Raw genomic sequence first — 13,327 nt, forward strand, 5'->3', positions numbered from 1 at the left:
CTGTGGGAGCGGGCTTGCCCGCGAAGGCGCCAGCACTGGCGCCCCATCACTCAACGGTCAGCAAACCCCTTCCCCTGCGCTGCCAACTCACCGATCAACCGCGCCGGTTTCCACTGATCGCCCTGCCGTGTCTCCAGCGCCAGCAAGCGCTGATGAATATCCGCCAGCCCTTGCTGATCCGCCCAGGCCATCGGCCCGCCCTTGTCCGCCGGGAAGCCATAGCCGTTCAGATAGACCAGATCAATGTCATGCGCCGACTCGGCAATGCCTTCCTGCAAAATCTTCGCCCCTTCGTTGACCAACGCGAGCAAACACCGCTCAAGGATCTCTTGCGGGCCAATCTCACGGCGCTGGAAACCCAATGCGTCACTGACCCGCAACACCAGCGCATCGACCTCGGGATCATGCTCAGCCTGACGACTGCCCGGCTCGTAATGGTAATAACCGTTGCCGGATTTCTGACCAAACCGGCCCATCTCGCACAAGCGGTTGTCCACCTGAACTTCTGGAGCCTCCTGGCCCTTGCCGGCCAACTCACGCGCACGCCACTCCAGATCGATGCCGACCACGTCGTACATGCGAAACGGCCCCATGGCAAAACCAAAGCCCTGCAAGGCTGCGTCGACCTGCTGTGGGTAAGCCCCTTCCAGCAGCATCTTGCGTGCTTCAAGCACATACGGATGGAGCATGCGATTGCCGATAAAACCGTGGCAGTTGCCCGATACCACACTGACCTTGCCCATGCGCTCGCCCAGCGCCAGCGCGGCTTGCACCACGGCCGGTGATGTCTTCGCGCCACGGACGATTTCAAGCAGTTTCATGATGTGCGCCGGGCTGAAGAAATGCAGGCCCAGAACTTGCTCAGGGCGTCGGGTGGCGGCAGCAATCGCATCGATATCCAGCGCCGACGTATTACTCGCCAGCAGCGCCTCGGGCTTGAGCAGACCATCGAGTTCGCGAAAGATCTTCTGTTTGAGTTCAAGGTTTTCGTACACCGCTTCGATCACCAGATCGACATTGCGGATTGCCGCGTAATCCGCCGCCGCACTGACCCGGGCGAGCCGCGCATCTGCCTCAGCCTGATCAATGCGCCCCTGACGCACGTTGTGTGCATAAGTGTCGGCCACCGTGGCGAGCGCCTGCTCAAGCATCTGTGGATTGTTGTCGACCCACTGCACCGTCACCCCAGCGTTGGCCAGGCACATGACAATGCCGCGCCCCATGGTCCCCGCACCGATCACGGCAGCCTGCTGAATATCGAATGTCTGGCTCATGTTGTTCTCTTGTTGGCGATCCATAGACGGGTCTCACCATAGTCAGCCCGCGACGGTTTTTGAAGTTTATTCCCGTGATGATCGACATTCAGCGGATGGATGCAGCCGCGCAAAGACTGTGCACTCTCCCACGGGGCGGGGCTTAATCGAGCAGGTGATTGTCAGCCCAATGGCGGACTTCAGCGTAGGGATACGCCTCCAACGCCGCATACCCGGAAATCGTCCGCGCCTTGAGCTTGGTGAACAGCGGCACACTGATCCCGCACAGAAACCGCGTCAGCCGTTCCGCCGTCGGCGCATGGCCCGTGTGCTGCTCATGCTTGTGGATAAAATCACCGCACAGTGCCGCAAAACTTTTATCCACAAGCGCAGGCAATTCCGGTGGCGCCGGCAACCGGGCAATGTGCCCATGGCACACCGAACAATGCCCACAGCGCTCCGGGGCATTGTGATCGCCGAAGTACTCGGCCAGGCGATACCCCAGGCAACGATCGGTGGCGAACACATCCAGCATGGTGTGAATCCGCGCGACTTCGGTTTGCTCGTGGCGAGTGAAGTCATCGTGCAGTTCTGCGCTCAGAACATCGCTGTCGACGTCGCTGTGCAACAAGCTGTAGACCTCGGTCATCTGCTTGCTCTCAAGCTCGATCCAGGCCTTTTCCTGGAAGTAATCCAGCGCCTTCACCACCCGATTACGCTCGGCCGAATACTGCGTATACATCGCCTCGAAATCCACCGTAGCCCAGGTGCGCGCCCGGCTCGAGGTGTGGATGATCGCCGCGACGAAATCCCGGCGCTCGCCCTCGAAACGCTCAAGCAACGCCTCGGGCTCCAGCAGGTATTTGAAACGGTATTCGGCGTAATAGGCGTAACGCGGTGCGATCAAGCCACGCAACTCCAATTGCACCAGCAAAGTCTTCAGGGGCAACGCCCGGATGTTGCTGTGATCGGCCAATGGCCCGAGCAGAAACTCCCACTGCCCTTGCGGTGCCGAAGCTTTCAATTCATCGAGGACATAACGAATGCCTTCGCGTTCCGGCGTGTCGCCGTAGACGAAGTTTTCCAGGACATTGAGGCTGTCGCGATTGGCCAGCACCAGACAGTCCGAAGGCTGCCCGTCACGTCCGGCGCGGCCGATTTCCTGGCTGTAGTTTTCGATGGATTTGGGCAGGTCGAAGTGCACCACATTGCGGATGTCGCTTTTGTCGATACCCATACCGAAGGCGATGGTCGCGACGATGCAATTGGACTGCCCGGCCATGAAGCGTTTCTGGATGCCCTCGCGCTGATCGTGGGGCAGACCGGCGTGATAGGCCTCGGCCTGAATACCGTTGCGCTCGAGGTGTTCGGCGATGTGTTCGGCGGTTTTCTGCAAAGTCACATAGACGATGCTCGGCTGGCCCGGACGCTCGGCCATCCACTCCACCAGACGCCGGCGCTTGTCCTGCCCGCGCACCGGTTCCACCAGCAAATTGAGATTGGGCCGGTAGAAACCGGTGGTCACCACATCGTCAGCGGCAATGGCAAATTTTGCCTGCATGTCGGCGATGACTTTCGGCGTGGCGGTGGCCGTCAGCAGCAAGGCTTGCGGGATGTTGAACTGGCGCTGGTAGTCCGGCAGTTTGAGGTAGTCGGGGCGAAAGTTGTGGCCCCACTCCGAGATGCAGTGCGCCTCATCCACCACCAGCAAAGAGATCGGCACCTGCTGCAGGAAATTGCGGAAGCGCTCGTTTTTCAGACGCTCGACCGAAATCATCAGAATCTTCAACTCACCCGAACGGGCGCGGCCCATCACGTCATTGGCATCGTCTCGACTCTGCGCAGAATCGATGCTCCCCGCCGAAATGCCATGGCGTTGCAGGAACGCCAATTGATCCTGCATCAGCGCCAGCAAAGGCGAAACCACCAGGGTCAGATTCGGCAGCATCAGCGCCGGTAGTTGATAGCAGAGGGACTTGCCGGATCCGGTGGGAAAGATCGCCGCCGCCGAGCGCCCGGCCAGCACCGCGCTGATGGCGGCCTCTTGTCCGGGTCGAAACTGTGGATAACCAAAAACCTGTTCCAGGGTGTTGTGCATTCGCTGTCACTCCTTTGACCGCTGCCATGCCAACAGCCTAGCGGGCGATCGCAGCGAGTCGAGAAAAGGTCGGGGCCAAATCGATACGCAATGATACAGCGAAAGGCGCGGACAACTCAGGGCCCGCGAGACGGCCTGCCAAAGCCATACAACATCCAGAACTCAGGGCCGCAACACCGCCACGCGCAACTGCTCGTTCAGCATTTGCTCATGCACATCCAGGCTCTTGCTCGCCCACAGCGCATGAGCCGGGCTGATGTCTGCGGTGAACGCCGCCGCCAGTTGGCGCAGATCGGAGATGCTACGCACCTGTGGACAAAAGGGTTGCCCGTCACAGTCCTGACTGGCGTTGCGATAGGTGCTCAGCAAACGATCCCAGAGATCATTGCGCACTTGCCTGATCGACTTGAGCTGCACTTGCGGCACGCCCAGCCGTTGCTTCAAACCTGACTCGTCCAGCGCTTCGCTGGCGAGCAAGGCTTTGGCGAACATCAGCACTTCGGCGCGAGAGGCCGTGTCGACATTCGCCTGGTTGGTAAGCGCGCCTGGCCAACCGGTTCGATCCAGATGATCCAGTACCAGCGCATTGCCAATATCCGCTGCCAACGTCAAACGGTAGCCAATAGCCCACAGCAATATGATCGAGGCCATTCGTAGCCACTGCATACCTAATTCCCTTTAAGCGCGTATCAGAAGTTTGGAAACGTCCCACAGATTCTGGCGCGCACAATACAGATGTTTACCCAGAAGCGCCTGATAAAGCCGTGGGAAATTTCCTGTCTAAGGGTTTTGCCTTAAAAAGGTCATGAAAAACTGTAGGGCGAATACCCGCCCCCCCGGAAAACCCCCTACAAACGCTGTCCATCCTGGCCGTCTTGTCCCGCTGCGCAGCACCCTCCTATAGTGGCCGGCGCGACTGAACCTCGCCGTAGCGACTTCTCAAAGGACAGACTTCATCCATGAACTCACTGCATCCACCCATCAACCGCTATCGCCGCTTGAAAACTGTCTACAGCGACAATCCGGTACTGGTTATCGACACTGACGCCAGCCATGAAGACTTGCTGAATGCCGCTCAACAAAGACTGTGCGCCGCCAACAATCTGCTGGAAACGCTTTACTGCATGTGTTTTCAACAAGCGGATGTCAAAGACATCCCCAACATCGTCAATGCGCTTTACTTATTGACTCAGGATGGTTGCGAACTGCTGGAAGTGGCGAAGTTCAAAGCGAATAATAAAAACTGAAAAACAATACGCAACAAACTTGGCAACAACCCATTGCTTCACCACAAAAAACAACCGCACTAGATTGATTGCTCTTCCATTAACAGAGCAACAAACATGACGACTTTAACTGTCTTTTTTTGCGGTACCGGCTCCACCAGATTTGATACGAACAACCCGAACTACTGGAACGGCGAACTGGTTTCCACACTGGCTTCGCACCACAGCGGCCGGGAGTTTGCCGAATGGGTCATCGTCGACGGCCCGGGCACCAGCAATTTGCAGACCGATGAACTGTTTACCGAATCCGGCGATTACGACCTGAGCGGTACGCTGTTCGGAAAAGGTTGGGAGGAGAATGTCCAACATGCCGTGAACATTATCAAAGGCCAGTGCGACTGGCAGCGTGAACAACTGACCGAAGCAGAATACAACCGACTGAAAGCTGCCGGTATTCCCATCGAAGACGTAAAAATAGAAGGCTCGTGGATGTGGCGAAAATATAACTACGGAAAGCGAAGCGTTACTCAGCAAAAGTTACAGGAACAAATCATCAAGACGTTCCGTAAGGATGGCGTCATTCCCACTCAAGTCAACCTGGTGGGATGGAGTCGTGGCGGCGTCAGTTGCCACATGTTGGCCAACGCCTTGTACGCCGACGACGCGCTGAAGAATATTCCGGTCAGGATCTTCGCCATTGACCCGGTTCCGGGTATCGGCAACTTTCAGGAACACCGGGTGAAACTCAACGCCAACGTCAAAGAATACGTCGGCTTTTATGCCCGGAACGAGCGCTCCAAAGGCTTCAGTTGCGTCATCCCGCAAACCGCCACCGGCACCAGAACCAGCGTTTTCCCAATGCCCGGCCGCCACGCCACACTGGTGGGCAACGCCGCCGTTGACGGCGACAGAGGCCCTAACGTGCTGGCCGAACCCGGCCTGATCGTCCGCCACTTCGCCGAAGTGTGCCTGCAGCGCTGGGGCACGCCGCTGAGCAAAACCCTGAACCTGAGTGACGCTGACCTGCGCCAGCACACCGACGCCATCGTGAGGGCCGCCGCGAAATACCAGGCCATGGAAAAGTGTTCGTACACCTACTTCACCGAACTGGATCAAGACGAACGGTGTGTGTCGCTGGGCAGCAAAGGTGTGCCGTTTTCAGCGGTGAAAGGTTCGATTTACACACCCGAAACCGGGCTGACGACCAGTGTGCTGGATACGGCGGCGTACAAGAATCTTGGTTGACGGTGAACCGACGAAAAAACCTACAACAATCTCCTATCTGATCTTCGTACCGATCCTACAGGTCTGGACTCCGTTGCCGCCTATCGGCGCCTGGTAGTTCAAACCTATAGTCGTGACTATCGCTGCCAAATCAGCGGTTCGGGCTTGGTCACCCGTATGAGTTGTGCACTCGCACTCGTTGTATGCTGCTGGCGCTTTTTGTGTCGGCACGCTTTATGGCGGCTGAGTTCGGGACGCCTTCGGGCGTGCCGGTTGTGAGTGCCTCACCGGTTGACCAACCCGAACGCAGTCCGCCACCTATCCCTTGTGGTCACGGTGGGTGCGAATTCTCATGACATATTTCGAGGCCAAAAATAATGAAAACATGGAACCCGCTCACCCCTGATCGCTACCGCCCACTCGAATCCAACCTCACCGACACCAAGCCCCTGATCATCGACGCTGCAGCCAACCCGCAAGACATCCTCGAATGCGCCGTCCAGCGCCTGCGCGCCTCCAGCGACCTGCTTAAAACCCTCTACTGCCTCAGCTTCAAACAAGCCGACGTCGAAGACATCCCCCACATCACCCACGCCCTCTATCTGCTGACACAGGATGGCTGTGACCTGCTGCAAGTCGCGCAGCAGCAAATGCTCAACTGGAAAGCGCCAGTCTGAAAAATCTCAGGCAGGTGTGCTCCCAATAAGTGGCGCCTGCCTCACCAAAGAACATGGATGCGGGACACCCGGCGCCCAGTGCAGGAGTTGAATTTTGCAAACTACTATTGATTGCGTACGATGGCAGCCATTGTTCAGCCAAGAGCTCGCCGTCATGACCACTGAAACCATCGATCACAGCATCCTGACGCGCCTGATTGAAAACGGTTCGGTCAGCAGCACACGTATCATCGCCAAGCCTGGTGGCTGGTCGATTCAAATTCATCAGGGAAGCAAAGAATGTTCGCTCGCAGCGCAACGCAGTGGTCAGGTGCGCCTGTTCAAACGCCTTGAAACACTAGTGGCCTATTTGCAAGAACTGGGTATCACTCACTTCGATGTGGATGCATCCAGCTATGACCCGCTGCAAATGAAAACCTACACACGTCCTGATCGCGCTGAAGCAATGAAGCAAGCACATGAGGCGGCGGCGTATGAAGAGTGGTTCAAGCGGCAGGTGCAAATCAGCATTGATGATCCAAGACCCAGCGTGAGCGATGAAGACGCTCGACGAATATTTGCTGCCAAGCGCGATGCCCTGCGTCAACGCGTGCGTTGATGAGGTTGGTCTGGCGCCAAGAGGCGCTTGATGACCGAGACCGAATCATGGAGCACATCAGTGAGGACAACCCTGAAGCGGCTGCGGATCTCGACGATATGTTCGAATCAAAAGGGGAAGTCGCCCGAAAGCGCCCGACCTTATACAGAAGGGGCAGCGTTGAAGGCACACGAGAAATCGTCGCAGCGTCCAACTATGTCATCGTCTACACGATCAAAGATGAATGTGTGGAGGTGCTGCGAATAATGCATGCCCGACAGCAATGGCTATGACAGATCACGAGGATTCGACAGGGCAAACCCATTCCCCGGGTCGACCAGCCAAGTGCAATTATTCTGGCGTTATCACTACCCAAGTGAAGGAATACTAGCGTTATGGCCAGAAAGACTGCGGCTCTGCTTCCTAAAACTGCGCGACTCCTGAAGAACCTTGGCGAACGCTTGAAACTGGCTCGGTTACGCAGGAGGCTGACGGCCAAACAACTCGCACAAAAAAGCCGCCCCTAAAGGGCGGCTTCTTCATTCACCACAAACCAACGCTTACAACTTCGGCCCAGCAGCCTTGATCGCGTCGCTCACTTCGAACTTCTTGAAGTTCTCGATGAACAGACCGGCCAGCGCCTTGGCAGCCTCGTCGTACGCAGCCTGGTCAGCCCAGGTGTTGCGTGGGTTGAGCAGGTTGGTTTCAACGCCCGGTACGGCCAATGGCACGTCGAGGTTGATGGTGTCCAGGTGCTCGGTGGTGGCGCCGATCAGTGCGCCGCTCTGGATAGCGGCGATCACTGCGCGGGTGGTCGGGATGTTGAAGCGTTTGCCGACGCCGTAGCCACCGCCGGTCCAGCCGGTGTTGACCAGGTAGACCTTGGAGCCGAAGCCGCGGATGCGCTTGATCAGCAGCTCTGCGTATTCGCCGGCCGGGCGCGGGAAGAACGGTGCGCCGAAGCAGGTGGAGAAGGTCGACTTGATGCCGCTGCCCGAACCCATTTCAGTCGAGCCCACCAGTGCGGTGTAGCCGGACAGGAAGTGGTAGGCCGCTTGTTCTTCGTTGAGGATCGACACTGGCGGCAGCACGCCGGTCAGGTCGCAGGTCAGGAAGATCACAGCGTTCGGCTCGCCACCGAGGTTGTGCTCGGAGCGCTTGGCAACGTGCTCCAGCGGGTACGCGGCGCGGCTGTTCTGGGTCAGGCTGACATCGGCGTAGTCGGCGTGCTTGGCGTCATCGATGACGACGTTTTCCAGCACAGCGCCGTGCTTGATGGCTTTCCAGATGACCGGCTCGTTCTTCTCGGACAAGTCGATGCACTTGGCGTAGCAGCCGCCTTCGATGTTGAAGACAACGCCTTCGCCCCAGCCGTGTTCGTCGTCACCGATCAGGTAACGGCTTTCGTCGGCCGACAGGGTGGTTTTACCGGTGCCCGACAGACCGAAGAACAGGGTCACGTCGCCTTCTTCGCCGATGTTGGCGGCGCAGTGCATTGGCAGCACGTCAGCGGCCGGCAGCAGGAAGTTCTGCACGGAGAACATGGCTTTCTTCATTTCACCGGCGTAACGCATGCCGGCGATCAGCACTTTCTTCTGGGCGAAGTTGAGGATCACGCAACCATCGGAGTTGGTGCCGTCACGCTCAGGCACGCACTCGAAGTTGGCCACGTTGAGCACTTGCCACTCGTCACGACCAGCCGGGTTGTACTGGGCCGGGTTGATGAACAGGCAACGACCGAACAGGTTCTGCCAGGCCGTCTGGGTGGTCATTTTCACGGCCAGGTAGTGATCTTCAGCCGCGCCGACATGCACATGGGAAACAAAGTGCTCTTGCGCGTTGTTGAACGCCTCGACGCGAGCCCACAAGGCATCGAACTTGTCGGCCGGGAACTTGCGGTTGATCGGGCCCCAGGCGATAGCGGCCTGGGTGGAAGGCTCTTCAACGATGAAACGGTCGACTGGCGAACGGCCGGTACGATGACCGGTGCGAACAACCAGAGCGCCGGTATCGGCAAGCTCGCCTTCACCGCGGTTCAGGGCTTCTTTTACCAGATCATCAACACTCAGATCGGTGTACACGGCGTTATTGGCTTGCGTCATGAGGTTCCCCGTCGGCCAGTGGCCGAGTGTGCTCCAAACGTTTTGTAGTAGAAAGTTGCGCACTACTACCGCGAAAAAAGTGGGCCGGATTATGCCAGAAAAGCCCAAAAAGAGTAGGGTCCTCCCGTCGTAACGGCGAAATTCCGTCGTTGAGCAGTGAATTTACCTGCGCTGAACCGTTTTAGTGCCGGGTATCTGACGGCGTGTCGACGCCCGCACCAGCGAACAATTGAGCGATGTCGGCCGCATCGAACAAGTAGCGTTCGTTGCAGAACTGGCAATCGATCTCGACGTTGCCGCCCTGTTCGGCAACCAGCGCCTGCGCATCTTCCAGACCCAGACTGACCAGCGCATTGCCCGAGCGTTCACGCGAGCAGCTGCAACGGAAACGCAGCTTCTGCACGTCGAACAGGCGCACTTGCTCTTCATGGTAGAGACGATGAAGCACGGTTTCGTTGTCCAGGCTCAATAATTCATCGGCGGTCAGCGTGCTAGCCAGCGCGGTGATGTGCTGCCAACTGGCGGCGCGGTCTTCTTCGTCTTTCAGACGATCGGCCGGCAGTTGCTGCAGCAGCAGACCACGGGCGCGGCGGCCGTCGGCGAACAACTTGAAGCGGGTGCCGACCTGTTGCGACATGACGAAATAATTGGTGAAGCAATCGGACAGGGTTTCGCCGTCGAGATCGACGATGCCCTGATAGCGCTGGCCAACCGTCGGGTCGACGGTCAGGGCCAGCACACCCTTTGGCATCAGGTCGCTGAGGGTCGCATCGGCGGCAATCTGATCGGCGTGGTAGCGCGCCAATCCTCGGATCTCGCGCTCGCTGGAGCATTCGATCATCAGCATCGGGATCGGGCCTTCAGAGCGCGCCTGCAAAATCAGCAAGCCGTCGAACTTCAGGGTGCCCACCAGCAAAGAGGCCGCCGCCATCAATTCGCCCAGCAATTGCGCGACCGGCTCGGGGTATGGGTGTTTGGCGAGCACTTCAGCGTAGCTGCGCTCAAGCGCCACCAGTTCGCCACGGGTGTCGCTGTCATCGAAGATGAAGCGTTGGGTGAAATCGGTATCCGTTAGGTCGGTCATAGGTCCGGTATCTGAAAGTGATGACAAAATGATTACAAAGAATGAAAATTCGCGTTTCTTGGCACCCTCTTTGGTGCCGACTGCTACGCCATGGGAGGCATTTTATGAACAATCCGGGTTTGTTCCAATCAAGGTGGAACCTCGGCCGGCTGGTTCTGTGCAACGTGGTGCCGTTAGCGCTACTGGCTTTCTGGTTATGGCCTACGGGTAACTCGCTGTGTGTGATTTTCGACGAGTGGCTGTTCCGCTCGCTCAATGCACCACTGGCCAGCAACCCCATATGGCTCCACATCTGGGCAATTGCAAGTATGCGTCCGTTCGACATCGTCGTCGGGCTGATTCTGCTGACGCTGCTGATCAAAGGTGACTGGGTATTCAAGGCGATTGATGCGCGCCGTGCTTTTTTCGGTTTTTTATCGATTCTGCTGTTGATGGTGGTGATCCGTACGCTGTTTTCCAAGTTCGCCGATTTCATGGACTGGCAGCACAGCAGTCCGTCGATGGTGCTTGAAGGCGCGGTACACCTCAGCGATTACTTCCCGCATCTGGAAAAGACCTGGGAGTTGAAAGATCGCTCGAGCCAGAGCTTCCCGGGCGACCATGCTTCGGTGTTGCTGATCTGGGCATTATTCATGGGGGTGTTCAGCCGCTCGGTTGGCCAGTTCCTGACGATCTGGGGCCTGGCGGTGCTGTTCATGCTGCCGCGGCTGGTGGCCGGGGCGCATTGGGGTCAGGACGATTACATCGGCGGCGTGTTGCTGGCGGTGCTGGCGTTGGGCTGGGGCTACTACACGCCATTTGCGTATCACGCCGCGAATTTCTGGCTGAAAGTGACGGCGCCGATTTTCAGTTTGCTGGGCAAGCTGCCGCTGATTTCGCGGATGAGTGTGGTGCGTAGCGCCTGATATCGCGGCGTCCATGGCGAGTGCTGTGCACTCGATTCGCCAACAGGCTAGCTCCCACATTGGAATGCAATCTTGTGTGGGAGCTTGCTCGCGAAGAGGCAGTGACGCCCTACTCGCTGCCGCTACCCCGAAACTTGAACAGATCCCGCCGCTGCTTCTTGCTCGGCTTGCCATCGGTGCTCACGCCCAACGCACCGGCCTTGCGCATCGCCGCAGCCGCTTCGCGCTTGGCGATACTCGCCTCGGTCTCCGCATACAGCGTTTGCGCTTCGGGCGCGCCACGACGCACGATAGACAGTGCCTCGACCCTCACTATGCGCACTTCGAAACCGGTGCGAATCTCAAATTCGTCGCCAATGCGTGGCTCTTTGCCAGGCTTGCAGCGCTCGCCTCGACAATGCACCTTGCCACTCTCGATCGCTGCTTTGGCCAAGGCCCGGGTTTTGTAGAAACGCGCGGCCCATAGCCACTTATCGAGACGGACCTTGTCGTCGTCTTCGTTTTTTTGTGCCATGGAATGTCCTCATTCTGAAATATTGGTGAACTGTACTACCGTTTCTGTCGTGCCATGAATGACCCCATCCCGGATTACAATGCACACATTCCGGCGCCTGCTTCAGGCGCCGGTAATCCGGGCTGTAGATATCTGTCGCCTTTTAACCATTATTCTGCGTGAATACCGCGAATCCGGCCCCTGCGGACTGAGCGGTTGTCACGGTTGAGCATTTTTTTGAAGACATTTGACCATTTGACCGTTGTCGGTCTGCGCGAGTGGGTGGCGCTCCCTGATTTGGGAGTCGCGGGCCTGCGGGCAAAAATCGACACCGGTGCCAGCACCTCCAGCCTGCACGCCACTGACATCGAGCCGTTCGAACGCGACGGCGCGAAGTGGGTGCGCTTCACTGCGCACCTGGGCACAGTGGTGCAGTTGCGTCACCGGCGTTGCGAAGCGCCTTTGGTGGCGCGCAAGACCATTAAAAGCTCCAACGGTCAGGCTCAGGTGCGCTATGTGATCAGCACCACCCTGGCCCTCGGTGATCGGGTCTGGTCGGTCGAGTTCACCCTCGCTTGCCGCAAGTCCATGCGTTATCGCCTGCTACTCGGTTCCAAAGCTTTGATTGACGGCCAACTGGTGGTCAATCCGGGCATCAAATATGTACAAGACAAGCCGGTGTTCCCGGTATCTACCTCCTCCACAGGTGTTGCATGAAGATCGCTGTGCTGTCGCGGAACCCGCGTCTGTATTCCACCCGTCGCCTGGTCGAAGCCGGCACCGAGCGCGGGCATGAAATGGTGGTGATCGACACCTTGCGCGCCTATATGAACATCGCCAGCCACAAGCCGCAGATCCACTATCGCGGCAAACCGCTGGAAGGTTTCGATGCGGTGATTCCACGGATCGGCGCGTCGGTAACGTTCTATGGCTGCGCGGTGTTGCGTCAGTTCGAAATGATGGGGGTCTTCCCGCTCAACGAATCGGTGGCCATTGCCCGTTCCCGGGACAAGTTGCGCTCGTTGCAACTGCTGTCGCGCCGGGGGATCGGCTTGCCGGTGACCGGGTTCGCTCACTCACCGGATGACATTCCGGACCTGATCGACATGGTCGACGGTGCTCCGCTGGTGATCAAAGTGCTGGAAGGCACTCAGGGCATTGGTGTGGTGCTGTGTGAAACCGCGACGGCGGCGGAGTCGGTGATCGAAGCGTTCATGGGCCTGAAGCAGAACATCATGGTCCAGGAATACATCAAGGAGGCTGGCGGTGCGGACATCCGCTGTTTCGTGGTCGGCGACAAGGTGATCGCGGCCATGAAACGTCAGGCCAAACCGGGCGAGTTCCGCTCCAACCTGCATCGTGGCGGTAGCGCCAGCCTGATCAAGATCACCCCGGAAGAACGCATGACAGCGCTGCGGGCGGCCAAGGTCATGGGCCTGGCGGTGGCGGGGGTGGATATCCTGCGTTCCAATCACGGGCCGCTGGTGATGGAAGTGAACTCGTCGCCGGGGCTTGAAGGGATCGAGACCACCACCGGGAAGAATGTGGCGGGGATCATCATTGAGCATCTTGAGAAGAATGGCGGGCCGAATATGACTCGCACCAAAGGCAAGGGCTAAACCCGGAAATATGTGGCGGCTCAGAGGCCGCCTTCGCGGGCAAGCCCGCGAAGGGGCCATCAGCCTCAC

At 58.2% G+C, this 13,327-nt stretch carries 14 protein-coding genes and 1 pseudogene; 9 read left to right on the top strand and 6 right to left on the bottom strand.

Annotation, left to right across the window (positions count from 1 at the left end; genetic code table 11):
* Positions 1 to 50 precede the first annotated feature (50 nt).
* From AACY02_RS08530 to AACY02_RS08540, 3 genes are all read right to left on the bottom strand, one after another.
* Positions 51 to 1,274, bottom strand: coding sequence for a 3-hydroxyacyl-CoA dehydrogenase (locus AACY02_RS08530; RefSeq protein ID WP_339431554.1), 1,224 nt, complete (start codon positions 1,272 to 1,274; stop codon positions 51 to 53).
* 142 nt (positions 1,275 to 1,416) lie between these two features.
* Complete coding sequence (locus tag AACY02_RS08535; RefSeq protein ID WP_339431555.1) at positions 1,417 to 3,351, bottom strand: RecQ family ATP-dependent DNA helicase; 1,935 nt, start codon at positions 3,349 to 3,351, stop codon at positions 1,417 to 1,419.
* A 162-nt stretch (positions 3,352 to 3,513) separates the two neighbouring features.
* Entirely contained in the window at positions 3,514 to 4,017 is a 504-nt protein-coding gene (locus AACY02_RS08540; RefSeq protein ID WP_339431556.1) for a polysaccharide deacetylase, read from the bottom strand.
* Positions 4,018 to 4,310: 293 nt separating this feature from the next.
* Between AACY02_RS08540 and AACY02_RS08545 the strand changes: the two genes are divergently transcribed.
* From AACY02_RS08545 to AACY02_RS08570, 6 genes and pseudogenes are all read left to right on the top strand, one after another.
* Complete coding sequence (locus AACY02_RS08545; RefSeq protein WP_339431557.1) at positions 4,311 to 4,598, top strand: hypothetical protein; 288 nt, start codon at positions 4,311 to 4,313, stop codon at positions 4,596 to 4,598.
* 96 nt (positions 4,599 to 4,694) lie between these two features.
* Positions 4,695 to 5,822 (top strand): hypothetical protein, encoded by a 1,128-nt coding sequence (locus tag AACY02_RS08550; protein ID WP_339431558.1) that lies wholly within the window; start codon positions 4,695 to 4,697, stop codon positions 5,820 to 5,822.
* 356 nt (positions 5,823 to 6,178) lie between these two features.
* Positions 6,179 to 6,478: a hypothetical protein gene (locus AACY02_RS08555; RefSeq protein WP_339431559.1), complete on the top strand. Its 300-nt coding sequence runs from the start codon at positions 6,179 to 6,181 to the stop codon at positions 6,476 to 6,478.
* Positions 6,479 to 6,632: 154 nt separating this feature from the next.
* Positions 6,633 to 7,076: a hypothetical protein gene (locus tag AACY02_RS08560; RefSeq protein ID WP_339431560.1), complete on the top strand. Its 444-nt coding sequence runs from the start codon at positions 6,633 to 6,635 to the stop codon at positions 7,074 to 7,076.
* A complete protein-coding gene (locus AACY02_RS08565; protein WP_339431561.1) occupies positions 7,076 to 7,348 on the top strand; it encodes a type II toxin-antitoxin system RelE/ParE family toxin in 273 nt (90 codons plus the stop codon). Before AACY02_RS08560 ends, AACY02_RS08565 begins: the two co-directional genes overlap by 1 nt.
* Before the next feature lie 102 nt (positions 7,349 to 7,450).
* Positions 7,451 to 7,573, top strand: a pseudogene (locus AACY02_RS08570) (helix-turn-helix domain-containing protein); the annotation flags it as partial.
* A gap of 42 nt (positions 7,574 to 7,615) precedes the next feature.
* Here the strand turns inward: AACY02_RS08570 and AACY02_RS08575 are convergent.
* Both AACY02_RS08575 and hslO read right to left on the bottom strand, forming a co-directional pair.
* Complete coding sequence (locus tag AACY02_RS08575) at positions 7,616 to 9,157, bottom strand: phosphoenolpyruvate carboxykinase (RefSeq protein ID WP_339431562.1); 1,542 nt, start codon at positions 9,155 to 9,157, stop codon at positions 7,616 to 7,618.
* Positions 9,158 to 9,338: 181 nt separating this feature from the next.
* A complete protein-coding gene (gene hslO, locus AACY02_RS08580) occupies positions 9,339 to 10,241 on the bottom strand; it encodes an Hsp33 family molecular chaperone HslO (protein WP_221731029.1) in 903 nt (300 codons plus the stop codon).
* Between the two features lie 104 nt (positions 10,242 to 10,345).
* Between hslO and AACY02_RS08585 the strand changes: the two genes are divergently transcribed.
* Positions 10,346 to 11,146: a phosphatase PAP2 family protein gene (locus tag AACY02_RS08585; protein ID WP_339431563.1), complete on the top strand. Its 801-nt coding sequence runs from the start codon at positions 10,346 to 10,348 to the stop codon at positions 11,144 to 11,146.
* A 109-nt stretch (positions 11,147 to 11,255) separates the two neighbouring features.
* On the opposite strand, the gene AACY02_RS08590 is transcribed toward AACY02_RS08585, so the two are convergent.
* Positions 11,256 to 11,660 carry an RNA-binding S4 domain-containing protein gene (locus tag AACY02_RS08590; protein ID WP_339431564.1) on the bottom strand — a complete coding sequence of 135 codons (405 nt, stop codon included), beginning with the start codon at positions 11,658 to 11,660 and terminating at the stop codon, positions 11,256 to 11,258.
* Between the two features lie 216 nt (positions 11,661 to 11,876).
* Between AACY02_RS08590 and rimB the strand changes: the two genes are divergently transcribed.
* Positions 11,877 to 12,356: a retropepsin-like aspartic endopeptidase RimB gene (rimB, locus tag AACY02_RS08595; protein WP_401138337.1), complete on the top strand. Its 480-nt coding sequence runs from the start codon at positions 11,877 to 11,879 to the stop codon at positions 12,354 to 12,356.
* Positions 12,353 to 13,258: a 30S ribosomal protein S6--L-glutamate ligase gene (gene rimK / locus AACY02_RS08600; protein ID WP_221731026.1), complete on the top strand. Its 906-nt coding sequence runs from the start codon at positions 12,353 to 12,355 to the stop codon at positions 13,256 to 13,258. Before rimB ends, rimK begins: the two co-directional genes overlap by 4 nt.
* Positions 13,259 to 13,327: the final 69 nt, after the last annotated feature.

The organism is Pseudomonas sp. EA_65y_Pfl2_P78, assembly GCF_963970495.1.
Classification (GTDB): Bacteria; Pseudomonadota; Gammaproteobacteria; order Pseudomonadales; family Pseudomonadaceae; genus Aquipseudomonas; species Aquipseudomonas baetica_A.

Excerpts from the sequence above, each read along its gene's own strand:
- AACY02_RS08530 (WP_339431554.1), bottom strand. The coding sequence starts at position 1,274 with ATGAGCCAGACATTCGATATTCAGCAGGCTGCCGTGATCGGTGCGGGG.
- AACY02_RS08535 (WP_339431555.1), bottom strand. The coding sequence starts at position 3,351 with ATGCACAACACCCTGGAACAGGTTTTTGGTTATCCACAGTTTCGACCC.
- AACY02_RS08540 (WP_339431556.1), bottom strand. The coding sequence starts at position 4,017 with ATGCAGTGGCTACGAATGGCCTCGATCATATTGCTGTGGGCTATTGGC.
- AACY02_RS08545 (WP_339431557.1), top strand. The coding sequence starts at position 4,311 with ATGAACTCACTGCATCCACCCATCAACCGCTATCGCCGCTTGAAAACT.
- AACY02_RS08550 (WP_339431558.1), top strand. The coding sequence starts at position 4,695 with ATGACGACTTTAACTGTCTTTTTTTGCGGTACCGGCTCCACCAGATTT.
- AACY02_RS08555 (WP_339431559.1), top strand. The coding sequence starts at position 6,179 with ATGAAAACATGGAACCCGCTCACCCCTGATCGCTACCGCCCACTCGAA.
- AACY02_RS08560 (WP_339431560.1), top strand. The coding sequence starts at position 6,633 with ATGACCACTGAAACCATCGATCACAGCATCCTGACGCGCCTGATTGAA.
- AACY02_RS08565 (WP_339431561.1), top strand. The coding sequence starts at position 7,076 with ATGAGGTTGGTCTGGCGCCAAGAGGCGCTTGATGACCGAGACCGAATC.
- AACY02_RS08575 (WP_339431562.1), bottom strand. The coding sequence starts at position 9,157 with ATGACGCAAGCCAATAACGCCGTGTACACCGATCTGAGTGTTGATGAT.
- hslO (WP_221731029.1), bottom strand. The coding sequence starts at position 10,241 with ATGACCGACCTAACGGATACCGATTTCACCCAACGCTTCATCTTCGAT.
- AACY02_RS08585 (WP_339431563.1), top strand. The coding sequence starts at position 10,346 with ATGAACAATCCGGGTTTGTTCCAATCAAGGTGGAACCTCGGCCGGCTG.
- AACY02_RS08590 (WP_339431564.1), bottom strand. The coding sequence starts at position 11,660 with ATGGCACAAAAAAACGAAGACGACGACAAGGTCCGTCTCGATAAGTGG.
- rimK (WP_221731026.1), top strand. The coding sequence starts at position 12,353 with ATGAAGATCGCTGTGCTGTCGCGGAACCCGCGTCTGTATTCCACCCGT.